At 71.0% G+C, this 19,184-nt stretch carries 19 protein-coding genes and 1 tRNA gene; 12 read left to right on the top strand and 8 right to left on the bottom strand.

The window, feature by feature from the left end:
• The first annotated feature begins 7 nt into the window (after nt 1-7).
• From IE246_RS03150 to IE246_RS03115, 8 genes are all read left to right on the top strand, one after another.
• Nucleotides 8-784, top strand: coding sequence for a class II glutamine amidotransferase (locus IE246_RS03150; protein ID WP_189987491.1), 777 nt, complete (start codon nt 8-10; stop codon nt 782-784).
• 140 nt (nt 785-924) lie between these two features.
• Nucleotides 925-2,016: a hypothetical protein gene (locus tag IE246_RS03145; protein WP_189987490.1), complete on the top strand. Its 1,092-nt coding sequence runs from the start codon at nt 925-927 to the stop codon at nt 2,014-2,016.
• 4 nt (nt 2,017-2,020) lie between these two features.
• The gene (locus IE246_RS03140) at nt 2,021-2,401 is read left to right on the top strand and encodes a hypothetical protein (protein WP_189987489.1); all 381 of its coding nucleotides are present in this window, start codon (nt 2,021-2,023) and stop codon (nt 2,399-2,401) included.
• Complete coding sequence (locus IE246_RS03135; RefSeq protein WP_189987488.1) at nt 2,398-3,420, top strand: hypothetical protein; 1,023 nt, start codon at nt 2,398-2,400, stop codon at nt 3,418-3,420. The genes IE246_RS03140 and IE246_RS03135 overlap by 4 nt, the downstream gene beginning before the upstream one ends.
• A gap of 24 nt (nt 3,421-3,444) precedes the next feature.
• Nucleotides 3,445-4,455 carry a hypothetical protein gene (locus tag IE246_RS03130; protein WP_189987487.1) on the top strand — a complete coding sequence of 337 codons (1,011 nt, stop codon included), beginning with the start codon at nt 3,445-3,447 and terminating at the stop codon, nt 4,453-4,455.
• An 82-nt stretch (nt 4,456-4,537) separates the two neighbouring features.
• Nucleotides 4,538-4,614: transfer RNA gene (locus IE246_RS03125), tRNA-Arg, on the top strand.
• Between the two features lie 218 nt (nt 4,615-4,832).
• Nucleotides 4,833-6,317, top strand: coding sequence for a DUF4062 domain-containing protein (locus tag IE246_RS03120; RefSeq protein WP_189987486.1), 1,485 nt, complete (start codon nt 4,833-4,835; stop codon nt 6,315-6,317).
• 161 nt (nt 6,318-6,478) lie between these two features.
• Nucleotides 6,479-7,435, top strand: a complete 957-nt coding sequence (locus IE246_RS03115) for an NAD-dependent epimerase/dehydratase family protein (protein WP_189987485.1) — start codon at nt 6,479-6,481, stop codon at nt 7,433-7,435.
• Between the two features lie 6 nt (nt 7,436-7,441).
• On the opposite strand, the gene IE246_RS03110 is transcribed toward IE246_RS03115, so the two are convergent.
• Entirely contained in the window at nt 7,442-7,891 is a 450-nt protein-coding gene (locus IE246_RS03110) for a DUF2000 family protein (protein WP_189987484.1), read from the bottom strand.
• Between the two features lie 132 nt (nt 7,892-8,023).
• Between IE246_RS03110 and IE246_RS03105 the strand changes: the two genes are divergently transcribed.
• Nucleotides 8,024-8,485: an Lrp/AsnC family transcriptional regulator gene (locus IE246_RS03105; protein WP_189987483.1), complete on the top strand. Its 462-nt coding sequence runs from the start codon at nt 8,024-8,026 to the stop codon at nt 8,483-8,485.
• Nucleotides 8,486-9,018: 533 nt separating this feature from the next.
• Nucleotides 9,019-9,615 (top strand): DUF1062 domain-containing protein, encoded by a 597-nt coding sequence (locus IE246_RS03100; RefSeq protein ID WP_189987482.1) that lies wholly within the window; start codon nt 9,019-9,021, stop codon nt 9,613-9,615.
• On the opposite strand, the gene IE246_RS03095 is transcribed toward IE246_RS03100, so the two are convergent.
• On the bottom strand, nt 9,610-10,275 hold the full coding sequence (locus IE246_RS03095) for a CGNR zinc finger domain-containing protein (protein ID WP_189987481.1): 666 nt from the start codon (nt 10,273-10,275) through the stop codon (nt 9,610-9,612). The genes IE246_RS03100 and IE246_RS03095 overlap by 6 nt on opposite strands.
• 121 nt (nt 10,276-10,396) lie before the next feature.
• Between IE246_RS03095 and IE246_RS03090 the strand changes: the two genes are divergently transcribed.
• The gene (locus IE246_RS03090; protein WP_189987480.1) at nt 10,397-10,774 is read left to right on the top strand and encodes a VOC family protein; all 378 of its coding nucleotides are present in this window, start codon (nt 10,397-10,399) and stop codon (nt 10,772-10,774) included.
• A 24-nt stretch (nt 10,775-10,798) separates the two neighbouring features.
• On the opposite strand, the gene IE246_RS03085 is transcribed toward IE246_RS03090, so the two are convergent.
• The 4 genes from IE246_RS03085 to IE246_RS03070 form a co-directional block, all read right to left on the bottom strand.
• Nucleotides 10,799-12,364: a DHA2 family efflux MFS transporter permease subunit gene (locus tag IE246_RS03085; RefSeq protein WP_189987479.1), complete on the bottom strand. Its 1,566-nt coding sequence runs from the start codon at nt 12,362-12,364 to the stop codon at nt 10,799-10,801.
• A 4-nt stretch (nt 12,365-12,368) separates the two neighbouring features.
• On the bottom strand, nt 12,369-13,484 hold the full coding sequence (locus IE246_RS03080) for an HlyD family secretion protein (protein ID WP_189987478.1): 1,116 nt from the start codon (nt 13,482-13,484) through the stop codon (nt 12,369-12,371).
• Between the two features lie 140 nt (nt 13,485-13,624).
• On the bottom strand, nt 13,625-14,044 hold the full coding sequence (locus IE246_RS03075; RefSeq protein WP_444545899.1) for a MerR family DNA-binding protein: 420 nt from the start codon (nt 14,042-14,044) through the stop codon (nt 13,625-13,627).
• Complete coding sequence (locus tag IE246_RS03070) at nt 14,037-16,448, bottom strand: heavy metal translocating P-type ATPase (RefSeq protein ID WP_229836302.1); 2,412 nt, start codon at nt 16,446-16,448, stop codon at nt 14,037-14,039. Before IE246_RS03070 ends, IE246_RS03075 begins: the two co-directional genes overlap by 8 nt.
• 156 nt (nt 16,449-16,604) lie before the next feature.
• Here IE246_RS03070 and IE246_RS03065 point away from each other — a divergent pair, with 156 nt between their 5' ends.
• Complete coding sequence (locus tag IE246_RS03065) at nt 16,605-17,648, top strand: hypothetical protein (protein WP_189987477.1); 1,044 nt, start codon at nt 16,605-16,607, stop codon at nt 17,646-17,648.
• 13 nt (nt 17,649-17,661) lie between these two features.
• Here the strand turns inward: IE246_RS03065 and IE246_RS03060 are convergent, their stop codons facing one another.
• Both IE246_RS03060 and IE246_RS03055 read right to left on the bottom strand, forming a co-directional pair.
• Entirely contained in the window at nt 17,662-18,342 is a 681-nt protein-coding gene (locus tag IE246_RS03060; RefSeq protein ID WP_189987476.1) for a rhomboid family intramembrane serine protease, read from the bottom strand.
• A gap of 42 nt (nt 18,343-18,384) precedes the next feature.
• Nucleotides 18,385-18,885 (bottom strand): acyloxyacyl hydrolase, encoded by a 501-nt coding sequence (locus IE246_RS03055; RefSeq protein ID WP_189987475.1) that lies wholly within the window; start codon nt 18,883-18,885, stop codon nt 18,385-18,387.
• Between the last annotated feature and the right edge of the window lie 299 nt (nt 18,886-19,184).

The following is a 19,184-nucleotide window of genomic DNA, read 5'->3' as shown; positions in this document are numbered from 1 at the left end:
GGACCGCATGTGCCGCTGGCTCGCCTACCTCGGTGCCCCCCGCTATCTCGAGACCCTGGTGACGGAGCCGGCGAACTCGCTGGTCCGCCAGTCGCTGAGTGCCCAGCGCGGCACGGTTCCCACCAACGGCGACGGCTTCGGCCTCGGCTGGTACGGCGACCGCGACGTACCGGGCGTCTACCGCGAGACCCTGCCGGCCTGGAACGACCGCAACCTGCGCTCGCTGTGCCACCAGATCCGGTCGCCGCTGTTCTTCGCGCATGTCCGGGCCTCGACCGGCACCGCCACCACCCGCGCCAACTGCCACCCGTTCGTGGTCGGCCGCTGGCTGTTCATGCACAACGGCAAGATCGGCAACTACGACCGGGTGCGCCGGCGGCTCGAGCTGGACATCGAGGATTCCCGCTACGGTCTGCGCGAGGGCACGACCGACAGCGAGCTGTTCTTCCTGCTGCTGTTCGCCGACGGGCTGGGCGAGGGCGCCGGGATCGGCGAGGCTCTGGCCCGGACCACGCGCCGGGTGCTGGACGCGATGGCGGCGGCCGGCGCCAGCGAGCCGCTGCGGCTGACCGCCGCCCTGACCGACGGGCGGCGGATCGCGGCGGTGCGCTACGCCAGCGACGATCAGCCGCCGAGCCTGTACTGGGCGCGCTCCGGCGATCACACGATCATCGTGTCGGAGCCGCTGGAGGCGGACGGCGCCGAGCCCTGGGAGGAGGTGCCGAACGGAGGGCTGGTGCTGGCCGAGGGCGACGCGGTCGAGCTGCGGGCGTTCGCCGCCTGATCCCGGGCACGCCTGTCGATTCCGCCGGGAAATTCAACCTCGACGGGTTCGGCGGCCGAATGCTACCGTCGCAGGGCTGCAAACGCGCCCTTTGCGGACCGCAGGAAGCGTCCGATGGCAGACTCGGATCGGCACGGATCATGAAGCTCGTCCACCCGAGCCCGGCCCAGCTGGCGGCGGTCGTCCAGGCCCTGTACGCGGTGGCGTCGGCCGAGGGACGGATCGCCCCGATATCGGTCGAGGTTCGCAGCATCGATGCCATCCAGCGCCACCTGCTGGGTCAGGAGAGCCCGGCGGCCGGGACCGCCGGTCCGCTGCCGGCCAGCCTGGCGGCGGTGCTGGATGCCCCCGACATCCGGCGGATGACCGTCCGACTCATGATGATGCTGGCGGTGATCGACCGCCGGGTGCGCCCGGAGAAGGTCGCGGTTGTCGAGGAGGCGGCCCGCCAACTCGGCATCGAGGACCGCGGCCTCGGCATCCTGCGCCGCGCCGCCCGCGGCCAGAACAAGCGGATCGCGCTGACCTTGATGAAGACCTTTGTCGACTGGTGGTCGCCGTCGGGCAAGGCCGGGCTGCGCGACTGGCTGCGGTTCGTGTGGTGGATGCTGCCGCAGCTGCACGGCGCCGGGACCGCCCGCAAGAACCGCGAGATGCTGGCCCGCTACCAGGGCCTGGCGACGCTGCCGGAAGGCAGCTTCGGGCACACCCTGTACCGATTCTACGCCGATCACGAGATCGCCCTGCCGGGTGCCCCGAAGAGCGTCCCGTGGATCATGCACGAGGTCTACCACGTGCTGTCCGAGTACGGGGTGGCGCTGGAGGCCGAACTGCTCCTGACCGCCTTCGTCGGCGGCACCCAGGAGGAGACCTGCATGGACCAGATCCTGTTCGGCCTGCTGTCGTATCAGGCCGGCCGGCAGATCGTCGGCGGCGTGATCTCCGAGGGCCTGCTCGACCCCGAGGACTATTTCCGGGCGATGGCGCGCGGCGCCCGGGTCCAGGTCGACCTGGTGCACGGCTGGGATTTCTGGGCGGTGGCGGAGGTCGACATGGCCGAGCTGCGGGCCCGCTACAACCTGCCGCCGATTTCCGAGCCCGAGCGCCGGAAGGTCGGCGGCTACAACGGGCTGCTGACCGGGTCCGGCCACTCCACGCCGGCCGACGCCACGCCCGGCCCGTTCGCGCCCGGCCCGCTCGATGCCGGTCCGCTAGAGCCGGCGGCGGCGTAGAGCGATGGCGGTACAGACACAGGACGACGGCGCCGCGATCTCGACCGCCATCGTGTGGGACGATGCCGCGTTCAAGCGTCGGTTGCTGAGCGAGCCGAAGCCGGCGCTGCGCGAACTCGGGATCGCCGTGCCGGACGACGTTTCGGTGCGGCTGGTCACCAGCAAGGGCGCGCCCGGCGACGAGGACGACCATTCGCTGATGCAGTTCGTGCTCGAGCGCGGCGACGACTTCGCGCACTTCTTCCTGCCGTCGCCGCGCAGCCCGTGCGCCCAGCAGGCGGTGTACGGCCGGATCCTCACCAGGCGGCTCGGCGACCCGCTGCTCGACCGGGCGATCCGGGCCGACGCCGAGGCGGCGCTGCGCAGGCTGGGCGGGACGGCATGAAGCTGCTGGACCTGACGCCGGACCAGCGGGCGGCGGTCGTCGCCGCCGCCTGGGCGGTGGTGTCGGCCGGCGGCCGGATGCAGCCCGCGCCCATCGAGGTCGAGTGCGTCGAGGCCCTGCAGCGCCACATGCTGATGCAGGATCCGCCGATCCGCGGGGTCGGCGAGGGGGCCGGCGGACCGCTGCCGGACGACCTGGCCGAGCGCTTGCCCGGCCCGGTCCTGCGCCGCCAGACGGTGCGCCAGCTCGCCATCCTGGCGACGGTCGACGGAGCGGTGCTGCCCGAGAAGGTGGCGGTGGTCGAGGAGGCGGCCCGGCGGCTCGGCGTCGACGAGTTCGGCCTGCTGGTGCTGGGCCGGGTCGCCCGCGGCCAGTACAGGCGCAACGGCCTCGGGCTGATGAAGCGGATCGTCGCCCATTACTGGTCGCCGACCGGCAAGGCCCGGCTGCAGGACTGGGTCAGCATGCTGTGGACGGCGATGCCCTGGTTCCCGGGGCTGCGGTCGTATCTCGGGCTCGACGCGGTGCTGGCCCGCTACCGGGCGCTGGCGGCGCTGCCGGACGGTACGCTCGGTCACGAAGTGCATCGCTACTACGCCCGCAACGGGTTCCCGGTGCCGGGCGAGCCCAAGAGCATTCCCGAGGGCTGGGCGCGCCACGAGGTCTATCACGTGATCAGCAGCTACGGCATCACCCTGCAGGGCGAGCTGCTGCTGGCGGCGTTCATCGCCGGCAACACCGAGGAGCTGTGCCTGGACCTGGTGCTGCCGGCCCTGGTGCAGCTGCACGCCGGCAAGACCTTCGTGCCGGGGCCGACCGCCTCGGGGCAGTTGAAGCCGGACGAGTTCTTCCGGGCCATGGCGCGCGGGGCGGCGATGCGGGTCGACCTGCTGGACGGCTGGACCCTGTGGGACGTCGCCGACCAGGATCTCGGGGCACTGCGCGCGCGCTACGGCCTGCCGGCGCTGTCGGCCGAGGAGACCGCGACGCTGGCGACCGCGAAGGCACTGCTGGCCTGAGCGGGCTGATTGGGGGACGGCGGCATGCGGATCATTCACCCCGACGACCGGCAGACCGCGGCGATCGTGCAGGCCATGCACGCCGTCGCCACCGCCGAGGGCGGCATCGAGCTGCTGCCGGTCGAGCGCGACAGCATCGCGGCGATCCAGCGCCACCTGCTGCACCGCGACCCGCCGATCGAGCCGGCCGGCCGGGCGCTGCCGGCCGACCTGGCGACGGTGCTCGACGACCCGGTCATGCGGTGCCAGACCGTGCGGATCCTCGCCATGCTGCCGGTGATCGACAAGCGGGTGATGCCGGCCAAGGTCCGGGTCGTCGAGGACGCGGCCGAGCGGCTCGGCGTCGAGGACCAGGGGCTGGCGATCCTGCGGCAGGCGGTGAAGGGGCAGTACCGGCGCCTGGCCTTCGGGCTGATGATGCGGTCGGTGGCGCACTACTGGTCGCCGACCGGCAAGGCCCGGCTGCGCGACTGGCTCGACATGCTGCGGATCGGCATGCCGGCGATCCCCGGGCTGTACGGCTTCCTGACCGACCGCAGCCTGCTGGCGCGCTACGAGGGCCTGGGCGGGCGGCCGCACGATTCCTTCGGCTACGGGATCTGGCGGTTCTACAAGGACCGCGGCTTCCCGATCCCGGGCGAGCCGAAGAGCTTCCCCGAGGGCTGGTCGAAGCACGAGGCCTACCACGTCATCAGCGAGTACGAGACCAGCCTGCAGGGCGAGATGCTGAACGCCGCGTTCAGCGGCGGCAACACCGAGGTGCTGTGCATGGACCTGCTGCTGCTGACCCTGCTGCAGTTCCAGGCCGGCATCCAGGTGATGCCGGGGCCGTGCCTGACCGACGAGCTGCGCCCGGACGCGTTCTTCCGCGCCGTCGCCCGCGGCATGGCGACCAGCGTCGACCTGCTGGACGGCTGGGATCTGTGGACCGTGGTCGACCTGCCGCTCGACGAGCTGCGCCGCCGCTACCACGTGCCGCCGCTCAGCCCCGAGGAGCGGGCCTGGCTGGCCGCCAACAAGGCGCTGCTGGCGTGAGGCGGATGGGTCGTGGGGGAGGCGCCGGGCGAGGCGGCGGACGGTGGCGAAACCGGCCGGATTGCGCTAAACAGGCAGCGACGTCCTCGTAGCTCAGCAGGATAGAGCACCAGATTCCTAATCTGGGGGTCGCAGGTTCGAATCCTGCCGGGGACGCCAGCTCTCCATTGCCGAAGTCGGTGGCGCGTCGTTCGACGGGGAGTCGCTCTCGCCGGCGATTGGTTGTGCGTGCCTGGTTGCAGAGCCGCCGATCTGCGCGGATCCCCGAGAAGCGGGTGCCGACAGCACTGCTCTTGTCCGACACAACCCTTAGAGGGAAAATACAAGAGCGAGGCCGTCTTTGCTCGAGGGTTGTCGGATATGCCTCGACTGGCGACATGACAGCGAGCAGACCGATCTTCCTGTCATCCTGCTTCACCGATCCGACCGGGATTCGGCTGCGTCTCCGCGACAGGATTCAAGCGACGATCGGCAAGAGCAAATTGAGTACGGAGGCCCGCCAGTTGATCTGGATGGCCGAGGACTTCGCGGCGTTTCAGGCCGACTCACCCTTGGGGGACCTCGAGAAGACGGCGCTTTGCCTCGAGGGAGTCCGCCAGGCCGAGTGCTTCGTTGCGGTCATGACCTCTCGGCACGGCTCGCGGATCAGCGTGGAGGGTGCCGGCGAGGTACCGACCTCGTTCTTCGAAGCGGAGCTCTTCGAAGCCGCCCTTCTCGGCAAGCCCTCCTTCATCTTTCTCCTCGATGGCTATGAGCCGGAGGGCCGGCTGGCCGGCCTTCTGAAGGTGCTCGAGCCGTCGTTCCCGAACATGGATCTGACGCCTCGTTCCGAGGACGAGATCCTGAGGCGTCTGGATCGGTTGGCAGAGCACTATCAGCGGCCGCGCTGGTTGCGTCGTCTCCTGGTGCCGCCCCGCCTCGAGCGGTTGGTCGACACCCAGGTCTCGCTTCGGCATCGCCCCTATGATCCGATCTCCTCTCCGCCGCCGCTCCGGTTTCTCGAGACATTGTCCGATCCGGCGGTGGGCCGGCCGGATCTCGGTAAGGTGGAAGCACTCCTGGACCGGGCGAGCGCCGAGCCGGCCCACCAACTCCGGCTCACATTGGTCTGGTTCGCGATCCGGGCGCTCATGGGGGCCCCGTTCGATGACCCGACCTGCCGGGATGCGGTACCTCTGTGGGATCGCGCATTCCGGACCTGGATCAGCAACGGGGCCTGGTACGGGCTCCACAGCCATTTTCCAATGAGCTGCCTTGCCGCTCTCGGATCATTGACGGATCTTCGCATGAGCTCAATCGTAACGGGTGCACAACGGTCAGGCCTCCCCCATGGCTCGCTGGCAAGCGAGTACTACTCGATCGCGAAGCTGGCAGGGCATGCGGACCGGCTCCTCGGCTTGGCCTTGGAGCACATCGAGCTGGCGGTCGGCGAGGCGCCTGACGCGGCGGGGAACCAGTTCGCCATCCGGGGCAGCATCTTGCTTCAGTTGGGGCGGACGGACGCTGCCCTGAACGACTTTAGAGCAGTCGCCGACGCTCGCCGGGAGCAGGGCGGACCCGCCTATGGCGAGGCCCTGAGTGAATTCGGCTATGCCATGCTCAGGGCGGGGCAGCCGAAACGCGGTCTGGAGAAGATGGAGAAGGGCCTGGAGCTGCTGCAGCTCGGTCCGCCGTCCGGTTTCCAGGTCAGGGCCATGCGAAAGCTCGCCTTGGGCTACGCTCGCTGCTGGAAGCCGGTGGCGGCGCTGGATCTCGCTGCGGACGCGTACGGTGTTGCCGAGGAGATTGGTGCGTACGATCAGATGCGACAGCTCGGCCGGCTCTTCGCCTACCTCCACAAGCGGCGACATCCAGACACGTAGAGCGGGCTCGACTGAGGCGGCACCCTTTCGGCCGCCCTCCGCCTCTCGGCACCTCCGTAGTGCCGCGCCGGACGGTTGCGTGGGGCCCCGATCGCATCCGCATAATGCCCCGTGAGCCTCGGTCGCCTTCGGACCGGGCGACAAGCGGGGGAGACAAACCCATGGCGCATGTCCTGGTGACCGGGGCGGCCGGGTTCATCGGTGCGGCGGTGACGGCGGCGCTGGCGGCGCGCGGCGACCGGGTGACCGGGATCGACGTGGCGGTCGGGCCGGCGCTGGCCCGGCTGGCCGAGGCTCATGCCGGGGTCACGGCGTATGTCTGCGAGATCACCGAGTGGGCGGCGCTGGCCGAGCTGATGCGCCGCGACCCGCCGGACACGATCGTGCACTGCGCGGCGATCGTCGGGGTGCCGGCCTCGGTGCTGTCGCCGCACCGCACCTTCGACGTCAACGTCGGCGGCTCGCTCACCCTGTTCGAGGCGGCCCGGCTGTTCGGGGTGCGCCGGGTCGTGCACATCAGCTCGGAGGAGACCTACGGCGCGTTCCAGGCCGAGTGCATCGACGAGACCCACCCGCAGAACCCGGTGCTGGCCTATGGCATCTCCAAGCTGGCGGTCGAGCACCTGGGACGCACCTTCGCGACCCTGTACGGGCTGGAGGTCGTCCACCTGCGGACCTGCTGGGTGTACGGCCCCGGCCTGCCGCGGCCGCGGGTGCCCAAGACCTTCGTCGACGCCGCGGTCGCCGGCCGGCCGTTCCACCTGCCCTGGGGTGCGGCGATGAAGGTCGACCACACCTACATCGACGACCTGGTTGCCGGCGTGCTCGGCGCCCTCGACTGCGCGAACCACCCCCACGACGCCTACAACCTCGGCAGCGGGAAGGCGCCGACCCTGGCGGAGATCGTCGGGATCATCCGCGAGCTGGTGCCGGGGGCCGACATCTCGGCCGGCGACGGCGAGTTCGAGCACAGCCTGCCGGGGGCGTCGGTGCCTGCCGTCCGCAAGGGTGCACTGAACGTCGCGCGGGCACACGCCGCGTTCGGCTACACCCCGCGCTACGACATCCGGGCCGGGCTGGCGGCCTATATCGAGGCGGTCCGCGCCGGCGGTAGCTGACGCGCCCTACCGCAGCAGCTTGAGCGAGCCGGTCAGCGACCGCACCCAGCGCGCCGGCCCGGCCAGGCCGATGCCGTCGACCGGCTCGGCCAGCAGGTCGCGGTCCGGGAACTGCCGGCGGTACTCCTCGAACACGTGCAGGCTGCGGCCGTAGCGCAGGAATGCCACCACCGTGGCACCTTCCGGGGCCGGCAGGGCACGGGCCAGCAGGGCGGCCATCGCCGGGCCGTCGGCCTGCAGGATCGGGATCGGCCGGTTCGAGCTGCTGGCGACCGTGCGGCCCCGGCTGTCGGTCAGCGGCACCGCCCCGAGCGAGGCGTCGGCGGCACCGATGCCGACCCCGACCACGGCGACGGTGTTGGTGATCTGGCCGAGCGCCAGCGTCGGGTCGACGATGACGGCGACCCTGATGTCGGGGGCGGGCTGCGTGGCGGGAACTTCGGCGAGTGCGGACATCGTCTGCTCCATCTGTCGGGGCGGTCACGATGTCCCGCGCGGCCGGGAATGTCGTTTCGAACTCTCCCGGAATCGGGTTTCAGGAGGTAGAATGTCATCAGTTTGATCGATTACAGGGAAGATCCTGCCGCAATGACCGACGCCGCCGACCGCCGCATCCTCGAAGCCCTGCAGGCAGACGGCCGCCTGACCAACGTCGAACTGGCCGAGCGCGTCGCCATGTCGACCTCGCCGTGCTGGCGGCGGGTCCGGCAGCTCGAGTCGGCGGGGGTCATCAAGGGCTACCGGGCCGAGCTCGACCGCCGCAAGCTCGGACTCGGCGTGCTCGCTTTCATCAGCGTGCAGATCGACAGCCATTCCGACGCCGACGCCGTGCGCTTCGAGGAGCAGGTCGCCCGGCTGCCGGAGGTGATCGCCTGCTACAGCGTCTCCGGCGAGGCCGACTTCCTGCTGCAGGTGGTGGCGCCCGACCTCGACACCTACGCCGACTTCGCCATGACCGTGATCCGCCGGCTGCCCGGCATCAAGGCGATGCACACCAGCTTCGTGCTGAAGGAGATCAAGGAGCCGGGGCCGCTGCCGGTTCCGGCGTAGGGTCTAACAGCCGGAGCCCGCTTCCGGGCTCGATCCTATCCATCGCATGCCGAGCCCCGGCAGCGAGCCCGTCATGACCGCCATATGACCGTCGGGCGCGCAGCCGGTTGGAGGCTTCGAGCGCTTGCTCCGGATGAAGTGCGCCGCTATTGACGGAACGGCCTGAAGGTTCCGCCGCTGACGAGGGTCGTCTTGCCAACGCGTTGACCGATCTCAGTTCGATGCCGTTCCTCGGCCGGGGCAGGTCTCCGATCCTGCGCCCGCCGGGGATGTTTGTGCGCGTAGCGGTCGGCTGGGATCGGGAAGGCAAGTGGGTCACGATTCCCCCCCCCAGCCCCGGGCGCGCGTCGGCTACCCGCCGCCCTGCTCCTGCGGAACTCGTGATCCGCCCACCGGGCGCCCCAGACACTGCCTGACCATCCGCCCGGACCCGTCCGGGCCTGTTCCCAGCATACGGCTGCGCAGCGCTTCTCGACGAGAAGGCTGTCATCGGTATGCAAGATGTCGTCCACGTACGATGGACCGTGAAATCTATGGAACCCCCCCGGATCTGGCAGAACTGCAGTCGTTGCGATGCAAGGACCCCGTTCGTCTGCAGCGGAAGGTTCCGCGTCAATGCGTGCGGCAAGCGCATCGACGCCTGGCTGATCTACCGGTGTGCCCGGTGCGACCAGACCTGGAACTGTCCGATCCTGGAGCGTACCCCGGTGACGGCGGTCGAGCCGGCCGAACTCCGCGCGCTGTCGGAGAACTGCGGCAGGCTGGTCGAGCGTCATGCGTTCGACGTGGCCCGGCTCCGGCGCTACTCGGACCGGGTCGAGGAACGCGGCGAGGCGGCGGTGGAAGCGCGGCTTCTGGGCCAGGGCGACGGCGAGCCGCGAACCCTGGTGGTGTCGATCGCCGTTCCGCAGCCATGCCGGATACGCCTGGATCGCCTGCTGGCGAGCCGATTGGGGCTTTCCCGCACGGCCGTCCGGCGGCTGCATGACGCGGCGGTCCTGGTCGTGTCGCCGCCCAACCGGGGGGCACTGCGCCAGCCGGTCCGGGACCGGCAGACCGTCACGGTCGATCTTCGATCCGTCGGATCGGCGTTCGGCCTGCTGTCGGCGGCGCTTCGCGACACGTCATAGCGGATCGGTCGCCGTCTGCTCGTTCCGGTCCTCGGCCTGCTGCTTGCGCCGCATGTAGTGGCGGTGCGCCTTGGCGCGGTTGCCGCACTGGCTCATCGCGCACCAGCGCCGGTTGGCGCTCTTGCTGTCGTCCAGGAACAGCCAGCGGCACTGCGGATTCGCGCATTGCCGGACGCGGCCGAGCCGGGTCCCGGTCAGCAGGTCGCCGGCCGACCAGAAGATCGGCGCCAGGATGGTCTCGAGCGCCAGCGGCGCGGCGATTTGCCAGGCGAAGCGTCCGTCGCGGGCGGCCAGCCGGCCGCGTGCCGGGGCCCGGGCCAGGGCGACGTTCAGGGCTTCCAGATCGTCTTCCGCCGGGCCGCCGCCGGCCGCCAGCGCGGCGAACACGCCGTAGATCGCCTCGCGCTCCCGGACCGTGCGCTCGAACGCCCGGACGGCACCCTCCGGATCCTCCTCCCAGCGCCGTCGCAGGGCCGCGGTCAGCATCGGGTCGGCACCCGCCGACGCCGCCCAGTCGATCAGGTCGGCCGGGGCGTTCAGGGTCTCGGTGGCGGGGTCGCTGCCGCGCCAGTAGCGGGTGTTCGCGAAGTCGAGGCAGAGATCATCGCGCGGGGCCGGGACCACGATTCCCGGCGGCGCAAGCGGCGGTGGGAGACTCATCCGCCGACAATACTAACCGTCATACCGGTTGACAAGGATCGCGGGATTTGATGATGTAACCATCATGAAAGTTAGTCATTTGCGGACGGCTCCGGAACGAGCCGCCGCCAGGGAGGAAGCCATGCTCGACCACGTCTCCATCGGGGTTCGCGACATCGCCGCCACGCGGCGGTTCTACGACGCCGCCTTCGCGCCGCTCGGCTACGACCGGCTCAGCGACGGCGCCGACTCGCTCGGCTACGGCCGGGGCGGGGTCGGGTTCTGGATCTCCAGGAGCGAGCGGCCGGTGCCGGCGGACGACGCGTCCGGCCTGCACTTCTGCTTCGCCGCCGACGACCGGGCGGCGGTCGACGCGTTCCACGCCGCGGCGCTGGCCGCCGGCGGGCGCGACAACGGGGCCCCGGGGCTGCGGGCGGACTACGGCGCCAACTACTACGCGGCCTTCGTGGTCGACCCGGACGGCTACCGGATCGAGGCCTATTGCGGCCAGCCCGGGTAAGGCGCTCAGCGCGGCGTCCGAGCCTCAGGGCCGGCCGCCGCGCCGCCGCATCAGCAGCACGGTCGTCACCAGGCCGACCGTGAAGGCGGCGGCCAGCACCGCGAAGCCGTCGTGGAACGCCAGCTCGTGCGCTTTCATGTCGAGCAGTTGCCCGACATAGGTCATGGCGGCGCCGTGGCGGTCGCTCGCCGGCACGCCGATCCGGGCCAGCCGGTCCGACAGCATCGCCAGCAGTTCCGACAGCGGCACGTTGCCGGGGGTCTGGGTCGCGCTCAGCGCCTGCAGGTGCGACGCGATCCGGCCGTCGATGATGATGGCCAGCGCGTTCACCCCGATGGCGGCGCCGGTCATCCGGATGAAGTTCAGGGTGCCGGCGGCCGACGGCACCAGGTCGCGCGGCACCGACGACATCGCGCCCAGGTTCAGCGACGGGATCACCAGGCCGAGCCCGATCCGTCCGAACGCCACCAGGAAGGCCAGGGTCCAGAACCCGGTGGCGATCCCGGCGTCGCGCAGCCACACGCAGGAGAGCGCGAACACGATCAGCCCGATCGAAATCGGCCAGATCGGGGCGACCGCCTGCGACAGCCGGCCGGCGATCGGGAACACCGCCATGGCGACCATGCCGCCGGGCAGCAGCATCAGCCCGGCCTTGGTGGCGGTGAAGCCCTGCACGGTCTGGACCATCACCGGGATCAGGAACAGCGTGCCGAACATGCCGGCACCGAACACGAAGGCGACGATCGCCGAGGCGGTGTACTGCCAGACCGAGAACAGCCGGAGCTGGATCAGCGGCGCCGGGTGGCTGGACTCCCGGTACAGGAAGCACGCGAAGCACAGCGCCGAGCCGAACAGCATCAGGAAGCTGCGGTGCGCGTCCCAGCCGTTGCGCTGGCCTTCGGTGATGCCGTTCAGGAACAGCCCGATGGCCAGCGTGATCAGCACGAAGCTGACGATGTTCAAGCCGGGGCGCCGGGCCGACGGGTCGCGGCCCGGCAGGTAGACCAGGGCGAGAGCCGCGGACACCGCCATGATCGGCACCGGTGCCGTGAACACCCAGCGCCAGGCGACGGTATCGACGATGATGCCGCCCAGCGTCGGGCCGATGGTCGGGCCGAGCACGATGCCCATGCCGAACCAGCCCATCGCCCGGCCGCGCTCTTCCGGCGGGTAGGCGAGGAACACCGTGCTCATGGCCAGCGGCTGGATGATGCCGGCGCACACCCCCTGGGCGACCCGGGCCAGCACCAGCCCGCCATAGGTCGGGGCGGTCTGGCCGATCACCCCCGCGATCATGAAGATCGCGACCGCGCCCAGGAACGACGCCCGCGGCCCGAACCGGCCGACCAGCCAGGCGTTCAGCAGCATCGACACCGTCATCGCCGACAGGAACCCGGTCGCCATCCAGTGCGCCTGGTCCTGGCCGATGCCGAACGCCCCCATGATGTCGGGGATCGCCACGTTCACCATGGTCGAGGACATGATCATCGAGATCATGGCGATCATCGTGGTGATGGTGACGCCGAGCTTGCTGATCGCCGGCGGCGGGACCGGTCGCGGGCCGGGCAGGGCGTCGGCGACGGTGCTCACGCTCTCAGAACGGCCACAGGCGGTCGTTCGGCGCGTCGATCGACACCTCGACCATCATGCCCGGCCGCAGCCGTCCCTCGTGCTGCTCGACCGCGATCCGGACCTCGAGACGCTGGGTGACCTTGGTGAAGGTACCGGACTCGTTGAGCCGCGGCAGCAGCGCGTACTGGCTGTTCGCGGCCTGCCCGACGCGCGCGACCGTGCCGACGAACCGTTCGCCCGGGTAGGCGTCGACGGTGATCGCAACGGACTGGCCGGCGGTGATGCGGCCGACCTCGGTCTCGCGCACGTTGGCCTCGACCCAGATCGCCGCCGGGTCGTGCATCGACATCAGGCGCTGGCCTTCCTCGACGCGCTCGCCGGGCGATGCAAAGGTGCGGCCGATCACGCCGTCGATCGGGCTGACGATGGTGTGCTGCTCGAGCTCGACCCGCAGCCGCTCGCGCCGCGCGGCGACCTCGGCCAGCTCGGCCTCCAGCCGGGCCCGTTCGGCCTGCTTCACCGACACCTCGGCCAGCTCCGACCGGGCCTCGTCGAGGCCGGCCCGGGCGCTGGCGATCTCGGCCTCGGCGCGCGACAGCTCCTGGCGGGCCCGCAGGTAGTCGGTGTGGGCGCGGTCGAGCCGGGCCGAGGAGATCGCGCCGGACGCGGCCAGCGAGCGGGCGCGCTCGTAGTCGGCCTTGGCGAAGTTGAGCTCGTGCTCGTACAGCTCGCGGCCGGCGGTCATCTCCTCCAGGCCGGCCCGGGCGCGGGCGATGCGACTCTCGGCCCGCTCGCGGATCATCGCGACCTCGGCGTCCAGCCGGCCGATCCCGGCCAGCAAGGTCGATTGCGCGGCGTCGGCTTCCTCCAGCCGCAGCGCGGCCTCGCGGGAATCGAGACGCAGCAGGACCTGTCCCCGGGCGACCCGGTCGCCGTCGTCGACCGGGCGCTCGACCACCCGCCCGGACACCTCGCTCGCCACCGCGATCAGGTCGGCCTTGATCCGGGCGTCGGTCTCGTGGACGTAGCGGATGGCGGAATGGCCCCAGTACGTTCCCACCGCCGCCATCAGGCCCAGCACCAGCAGGAACAGCGACAGGCGCACCCAGAACGCGGTCGTCCGCCGCCGGTGGCGCACGATCCCCGGTGCGCCCTTTTCGCCTGCGGGCGCGGTCTCCCCCGGTTTTGGTGATAGTTCGTTCATGACTGAGCGTTTCCGACGCCCAGTGTTCTTCAATTCATGAGGCAACGCAAACTAATGAATGCGCGTTTCAAGCCTCACCGGCCGCCGGCCAGATTGTCGAGGATCGGGCAGTCCGGCCGGTGATCGCCGTGGCAGGCGTCGATCAGCCGGTCGAGTTCGTCGCGCAGGCTGAGCAGCTCGGCGACCTTGTGCTCGATCGCCTCGCGGTGCTGCTGGGCGATCGCCTTGACCTCGCTGCTCGTCCGCCCCGGATCGCCGTACAGCGACAGCAGGACCCGGCAGTCGTCGATCGAGAACCCGAGCGAGCGGGCCCGTTTCAGGAAGCGGAGCCGGTGCACCTCGCCCGGCCGGTAGGCACGGTAGCCGTTGCCGCGGCGGTCCGGCACCACCAGCCCGATCTCCTCATAGTACCGCAGGGTCTTGGCCGGCAGGCCGACCGCATCGGCGGCCTCGCCGACGGTCACCGCCCCGGCGTCGTGAAGGGTATCAGGCATCGGGCTTCCAGCGGGTAAGGGTGAGGGCGTTGGTCACGACGCACACCGAGCTCAGCGCCATCGCGGCCCCGGCGATCGCCGGCGACAGCAGGCCGAACGCGGCCAGCGGCAGGCCGACGACATTGTAGACGAACGCCCAGAACAGGTTCTGGCGAATCTTCGCCCGGGTCCGGGTCGCGACCGCCAGGGCGGCCGGCACCAGCCGCGGGTCGGCGTGCAGCAGGGCGACCCCGGCGGTCGCCAGCGCCACGTCGGTGCCGGAGCCCATGGCGATGCCCAGGTCGGCGGCCGCCAGCGCCGGCGCGTCGTTGATGCCGTCGCCGACCATGGCGACGACCTTGCCGGCGGCCCGCAGCCGCTCCACCTCGGCGGCCTTGTCCTCGGGGCGGACCGGGGCCAGCACCCGGTCGACGCCGACCTCTCGGCCGACCGCCTCGGCCACCGTCCGGGCATCGCCCGACAGCAGCAGGGTCTCGATACCGCGGCGGCGCAGGCGGGCGACCGCCTCGGCCGCCCCCGGCCGCACCGTGTCGGCGACCGCGACCAGCCCGACGGTCCGGCCGTCGACCGCGACCCGCACCGTGGTGCGGCCCGCTGCCTCCAGCGTCGCGACCCGATCCCCGGCGCCGTCGGCGATGCCCTCGGCCGCCATCAGCGCGGCGTTGCCGACGACCACGCGGGCGCCGTCCACCGTGGCGGTCAGCCCGGCACCGGTCCGGCTCGCGAAGTCGGCGGCGGCCGGCAGGACCAGGCCGCGATCGCGCGCCGCCTCGACCATGGCGGCGGCGATCGGGTGCTCGCTGAGGGCCTGGGCGGCGGCGGCGATCCGCAGCACGGCGTCGGCCTCCCAGCCGTCCGCGGTCGGCTCCACCGCGACCACCTTCGGGCGGCCTGCCGTTAGGGTGCCGGTCTTGTCGAAAATCACCACGTCGACGGCGTGCGAGCGCTCCAGGGCCGCCACGTCCTTGACCAGCACGCCGGCCCGCGCCGCCGTCCCGGTCCCGGCGACGATAGCCGCCGGGGTGGCGAGGCCGAGGGCACACGGGCAGGCGATCACCAGCACCGACACCGCCGCGATCAGCGCTGTCTCCAAGGTGGCGCCGGTGGCGAGCCAGCCGCCGAGGGTGACGGCCGCCAGCACCAGCACCGCCGGCACGAACACCGCCGCGACCCGGTCGACGAGGCGCTGGATCGGCGCCTTGCCGGCCTGCGCCTGCTCGACCAGCCGGGCGATCCGCGCCAGGGTGGTGTCGGCGCCGATCGCGGTGGCCCGGACCCGCAGGTGGCCGGTGCCGTTGATCGAGCCGGCGATCACCGGGTCGCCGACCGACCGATCGACCGGCACGCTCTCGCCGGTGACCAGGGACTCGTCGACCGCGCTGTCGCCCTCGACCACCGTGCCGTCGACCGGCACCCGCTCGCCCGGCCGCACGCGCACCACGTCGCCGACCCGGACCTCGGCGACCGGCCGCTCGACCGCGTCGCCGTCGCGCTCGATCCGCGCGGTCTCGGGCCGCAAGGCCATCAGGGCGCGGACCGCCCTGGTGGTGCCGCGCTTGGCGCGGGCCTCCAGCCGCTTGCCGAGCACGACCAGGGTGATGACCGCGGCCGACGCCTCGAAGTACAGGTGGCCGGAACCGGTCGCCATCACGTACAGCGAGTATCCGAAGGCGGCGGTCGTTCCGAGCGCCACCAGCACGTCCATGTCGGCGGCCCCGGCCCGCAGCGCCTTGACCGAGCCCGCGTAGAACCGGGCGCCGGCGATCACCTGGACCGGCGTGGCGAGCGCGAGCTGCAGCCAGGCCGGCAGGTGCCAGCCGAGGCCGAGGGCCATCGCCGCCATCTGCAGGACGAACGGCAGGGTGAGCGCGATCGCGCCGGCCAGGATTGCGTCTTCGAGGTCGAAACGGGCGCCGTCCTCCGGCTCGGCCTCGGCCGCGCCGCCCCGGACCGCGGCCCGATAGCCGGCACCGGCGACCGCCGCCACCAGGGCGTCGACCCCGACCGGTGCCGCCAGTCTGAGGCTGGCGGTGTCGGTCGCGGGATTCACATCCGCGTCGATCACGCCCGGGACGGCCTTGAGGGCGGCCGACACACGGCGGGCGCAGCCGGCGCAGGTCATGCCTTCGACGTCGAGGACGAGGTCGGTCGTCGGCACCTTGAACCCGGTCGCGGACACAACCCCGGCGAGTGCCGCCGGGTCGGTGCGGGCCGGATCGTAGGCGATCTCCGCACTCTCGCTGGCGAGGTTGACGCTCGCCGCGACGACGCCTTCGGCGGCGCCGAGCGCCCGGTCCAGCCGGCCGGCGCAGCCGGCGCAACGCATGCCCTGGACCGGCAGCCGGATCGAGGTGGTGGGGGTCGTGTGGGCGCGCGCGAGTGGCTCGGCATGGACTGCGGACATCGGACTCTCCATGGTTCGCCGCGGATATCGGGCTTCCAGTGACTGGAAGGTCAAGTCCTCTCGTGCGACGTGCGTCGATTCATCCTCCGTTAACCCTTGGCGGGTGATAAGAACGCTGGTGGTCGGAGAGGGGCGACGGGAGCTAATGGGACCGAGATGACGACCGTGACCGCCGAGTCGCAGCAGCAGAAGCAGGACGACCTCGATCCGGTCGATCGTGATTCCCTGCACACCCTGCCGCTGAAGATCGTGCCGTTGCGCCTGGCGGCGTTGAGCCGGGCCCGCATGATCAAGACCTCGCGTCTGGAATCCGAGATCGAGCTGTTCCGCGACGCCGGCGTCGGGCTGATCCAGATCAAGTCGCTGCCCGACTTCATCCAGGCCGACCCGGAGGACGTCGAGGCCGACCTCGAGGTCCTGCACCGGCTGGGCGACCTCAACAGCTTCGACGTTTTCTCGCTGCGCAATTCGCTGCGCGACCTCAAGATCGACGTGCGGTCCGCCGGCGACCTCCAGCTCTCCGGGACGATGGAGGAGAAGCTGACCGAGTACATGAAGTCGTTCACCCGGCCGCTGGTGGTGAACGTGTTCGGCGCCACCAACGACAACATCCAGAACTCCGGCCAGATCATCCACATGTTCACCAACATCGACCGCGAGGTCGCGTTGAAGAACATGAAGAAGATCGCCCAGATGATGGGCATCACCATCGCCGACATCCCGGACTTCCTGGAGAAGTACGGCGACATCTACCTGTCGCTGTCGTACTTCCGGCGCTGCCTGGACGAGATCGTGCCGAAGTTCGACCAGTTCACCGAGTGGATGGACGAAGTGAAGACCACGATGCTGCGCGAGAACCGGCAGCTCATGGACAAGTGCACCTTCGTCAACGACGGGCTGAACGAGGTGCTGAGCTCGGTGACCGGCCGGTTCGAGTCGTTCGACCGGAACTCCCAGACCTTCTGGGAGAACATCTCGATGGACAGCTTCCAGGCCCTGCACCGCCTGATCATCGCCCACCACGAGACCATCGGCGGCGTGCTGTGCGGCCTGACCGTCAAGCTGAACTCGTGGGAGCAGAAGTTCCCGAACCACGCCGGCAGCCCGCAGAAGCGCGCCGATTTCATCCTGGCGGAAATGGCGCCCGGCCTCGACCGGCTGATCCGCCTCGAGCGGTCCGCCCCGTCGACCACCATGTGACGGCGCGGCGCGCTCAGCCGTCCCGGTCCCGACGACGTTCCTGCAGCTCCACCACGTTCGGCCCGCGCCGGTCGCTGCCGGCGAGCAGCGCGCCGACGACGAACCCCGCGGCGTGCGCCAGGAAGGCGACCGGCTCGCCCTGCTCGAACGCGATGCCGGCGACCTGGACCACCAGCCAGACCGCGACCAGCGGCAGGATCGGAACCTCCAGCCGGCGCAGCCGGAAGCCGCGGCGCGGAACCGTGAGGCGGACCCGGCCGTGCGGGTCGCGCCGGGCGACCGCGCCGATCAGGCCGGCGACCGAGGCGCTGGCCCCGAGGATCGGGACGCTCGAGCCCGGCGTCGTCGCGGCCTCGACGGCGAGGCCGATCGCGCCGGCGACGGCGAAGATCGCGGCCAGCCGCAAGGCCCCGACCCGGGCCTCCAGCGGCGGCCCGACGAACAGCAGGGCGACGACGTTGCCGAGCAGGTGCCCGAAGCCGCCGTGCAGGAGCTGGGCGGTGACCAGGGTGGCGGCCGGCGGCACCAGGTCGATCTGCGGCGGCGGTGTGCTCAACCCCCACAGATGGGCCGGCACGACGCCGAGCGCGAGGATCGCCTGCATGTCGTGGTAGGCGTCGAGCCCGGCCTGCCAGGCGAACACGGCGACCAGCACGAGGGTCAGGGCGACGGTGGCGAACGGAAGGCGGCGCATCGCGCCGAGGTAGGCGGTCGGGACGCCGGCGTCCAGTGTGGATCAGTCGCCGAACAGCCGGTCGAACGGCATCGAGTACACCAGGACCAGGGATTCGACGCCCGGATTGCGCTCGTCCAGCCCGGCGTTCGAGATGTGGGTGAACGACAGCCCGAGCCGCGAGTAGTCGTCGAACCGGTAGGCGACCTCGAGCCCGGACCGGAACTCGATGGCGTGGCCCAGGTCCTTGCCGTCGCCGTTGCCGTAGAGACCGACCGCGAAGTTCGGGGTCGCGACCCAGCGGCGGCCGAAGAACACGTCGACCCCGATCCCGCCATAACCGTAGGTGCCGCCGTCGGTGGTCGCGGTCACGCCGACGAACGGGGTGAAGAACAGCAGCTTGTTCGCTTCCGAGAACCGGTATTCCAGGCGCGCCTCGCCAGCCGACTGGTCGTCGAACAGGTCGTAGTAGCCGACCCCGAGGCTGATGAAGGACGGCTCCTCGGCGGCGGCCGGAAGCGTGGCGGCGAGCAGGGCGGCAAGCCCGAGCAGCAGACGACGCACGATGGGATCCCCCGTTCAGACGCGCCGGGCATCATACCGGCGACCGGCGGCCGGACAAGGGGCGCCGGGTCGGCGGCAGGAGGCGGTGCCCGCGGCCGGCACACCGCCCCGGCGGCCGCGACGCAACCCCTGTGAGAATCGGCCGGATTCGGCTATATTCACGGTTCAAGCACCCGTACTCCAACCCGACGATCGAGGGTCCGCGCCATGGGCATGCGCGTTCGCGAGGACTACCGCAGCATCACCGGCCCGGAGAAGGCCGCCATCCTGCTGATGTCGCTGGGCGAGGAGCAGGCCGC

Source organism: Thalassobaculum fulvum, from assembly GCF_014652915.1.
Taxonomy (GTDB): Bacteria; Pseudomonadota; Alphaproteobacteria; order Thalassobaculales; family Thalassobaculaceae; genus Thalassobaculum_A; species Thalassobaculum_A fulvum.
This window is presented reverse-complemented; position numbering and strand designations above follow the sequence as displayed.

Excerpts from the sequence above, each read along its gene's own strand:
- IE246_RS03115 (WP_189987485.1), top strand. The coding sequence starts at position 6,479 with ATGGCGCATGTCCTGGTGACCGGGGCGGCCGGGTTCATCGGTGCGGCG.
- IE246_RS03120 (WP_189987486.1), top strand. The coding sequence starts at position 4,833 with ATGACAGCGAGCAGACCGATCTTCCTGTCATCCTGCTTCACCGATCCG.
- IE246_RS03135 (WP_189987488.1), top strand. The coding sequence starts at position 2,398 with ATGAAGCTGCTGGACCTGACGCCGGACCAGCGGGCGGCGGTCGTCGCC.
- IE246_RS03105 (WP_189987483.1), top strand. The coding sequence starts at position 8,024 with ATGACCGACGCCGCCGACCGCCGCATCCTCGAAGCCCTGCAGGCAGAC.
- IE246_RS03065 (WP_189987477.1), top strand. The coding sequence starts at position 16,605 with ATGACGACCGTGACCGCCGAGTCGCAGCAGCAGAAGCAGGACGACCTC.
- IE246_RS03110 (WP_189987484.1), bottom strand. The coding sequence starts at position 7,891 with ATGTCCGCACTCGCCGAAGTTCCCGCCACGCAGCCCGCCCCCGACATC.
- IE246_RS03145 (WP_189987490.1), top strand. The coding sequence starts at position 925 with ATGAAGCTCGTCCACCCGAGCCCGGCCCAGCTGGCGGCGGTCGTCCAG.
- IE246_RS03090 (WP_189987480.1), top strand. The coding sequence starts at position 10,397 with ATGCTCGACCACGTCTCCATCGGGGTTCGCGACATCGCCGCCACGCGG.
- IE246_RS03075 (WP_444545899.1), bottom strand. The coding sequence starts at position 14,044 with ATGCCTGATACCCTTCACGACGCCGGGGCGGTGACCGTCGGCGAGGCC.
- IE246_RS03140 (WP_189987489.1), top strand. The coding sequence starts at position 2,021 with ATGGCGGTACAGACACAGGACGACGGCGCCGCGATCTCGACCGCCATC.
- IE246_RS03095 (WP_189987481.1), bottom strand. The coding sequence starts at position 10,275 with ATGAGTCTCCCACCGCCGCTTGCGCCGCCGGGAATCGTGGTCCCGGCC.
- IE246_RS03070 (WP_229836302.1), bottom strand. The coding sequence starts at position 16,448 with ATGTCCGCAGTCCATGCCGAGCCACTCGCGCGCGCCCACACGACCCCC.
- IE246_RS03060 (WP_189987476.1), bottom strand. The coding sequence starts at position 18,342 with ATGCGCCGCCTTCCGTTCGCCACCGTCGCCCTGACCCTCGTGCTGGTC.
- IE246_RS03150 (WP_189987491.1), top strand. The coding sequence starts at position 8 with ATGTGCCGCTGGCTCGCCTACCTCGGTGCCCCCCGCTATCTCGAGACC.
- IE246_RS03130 (WP_189987487.1), top strand. The coding sequence starts at position 3,445 with ATGCGGATCATTCACCCCGACGACCGGCAGACCGCGGCGATCGTGCAG.
- IE246_RS03100 (WP_189987482.1), top strand. The coding sequence starts at position 9,019 with ATGGAACCCCCCCGGATCTGGCAGAACTGCAGTCGTTGCGATGCAAGG.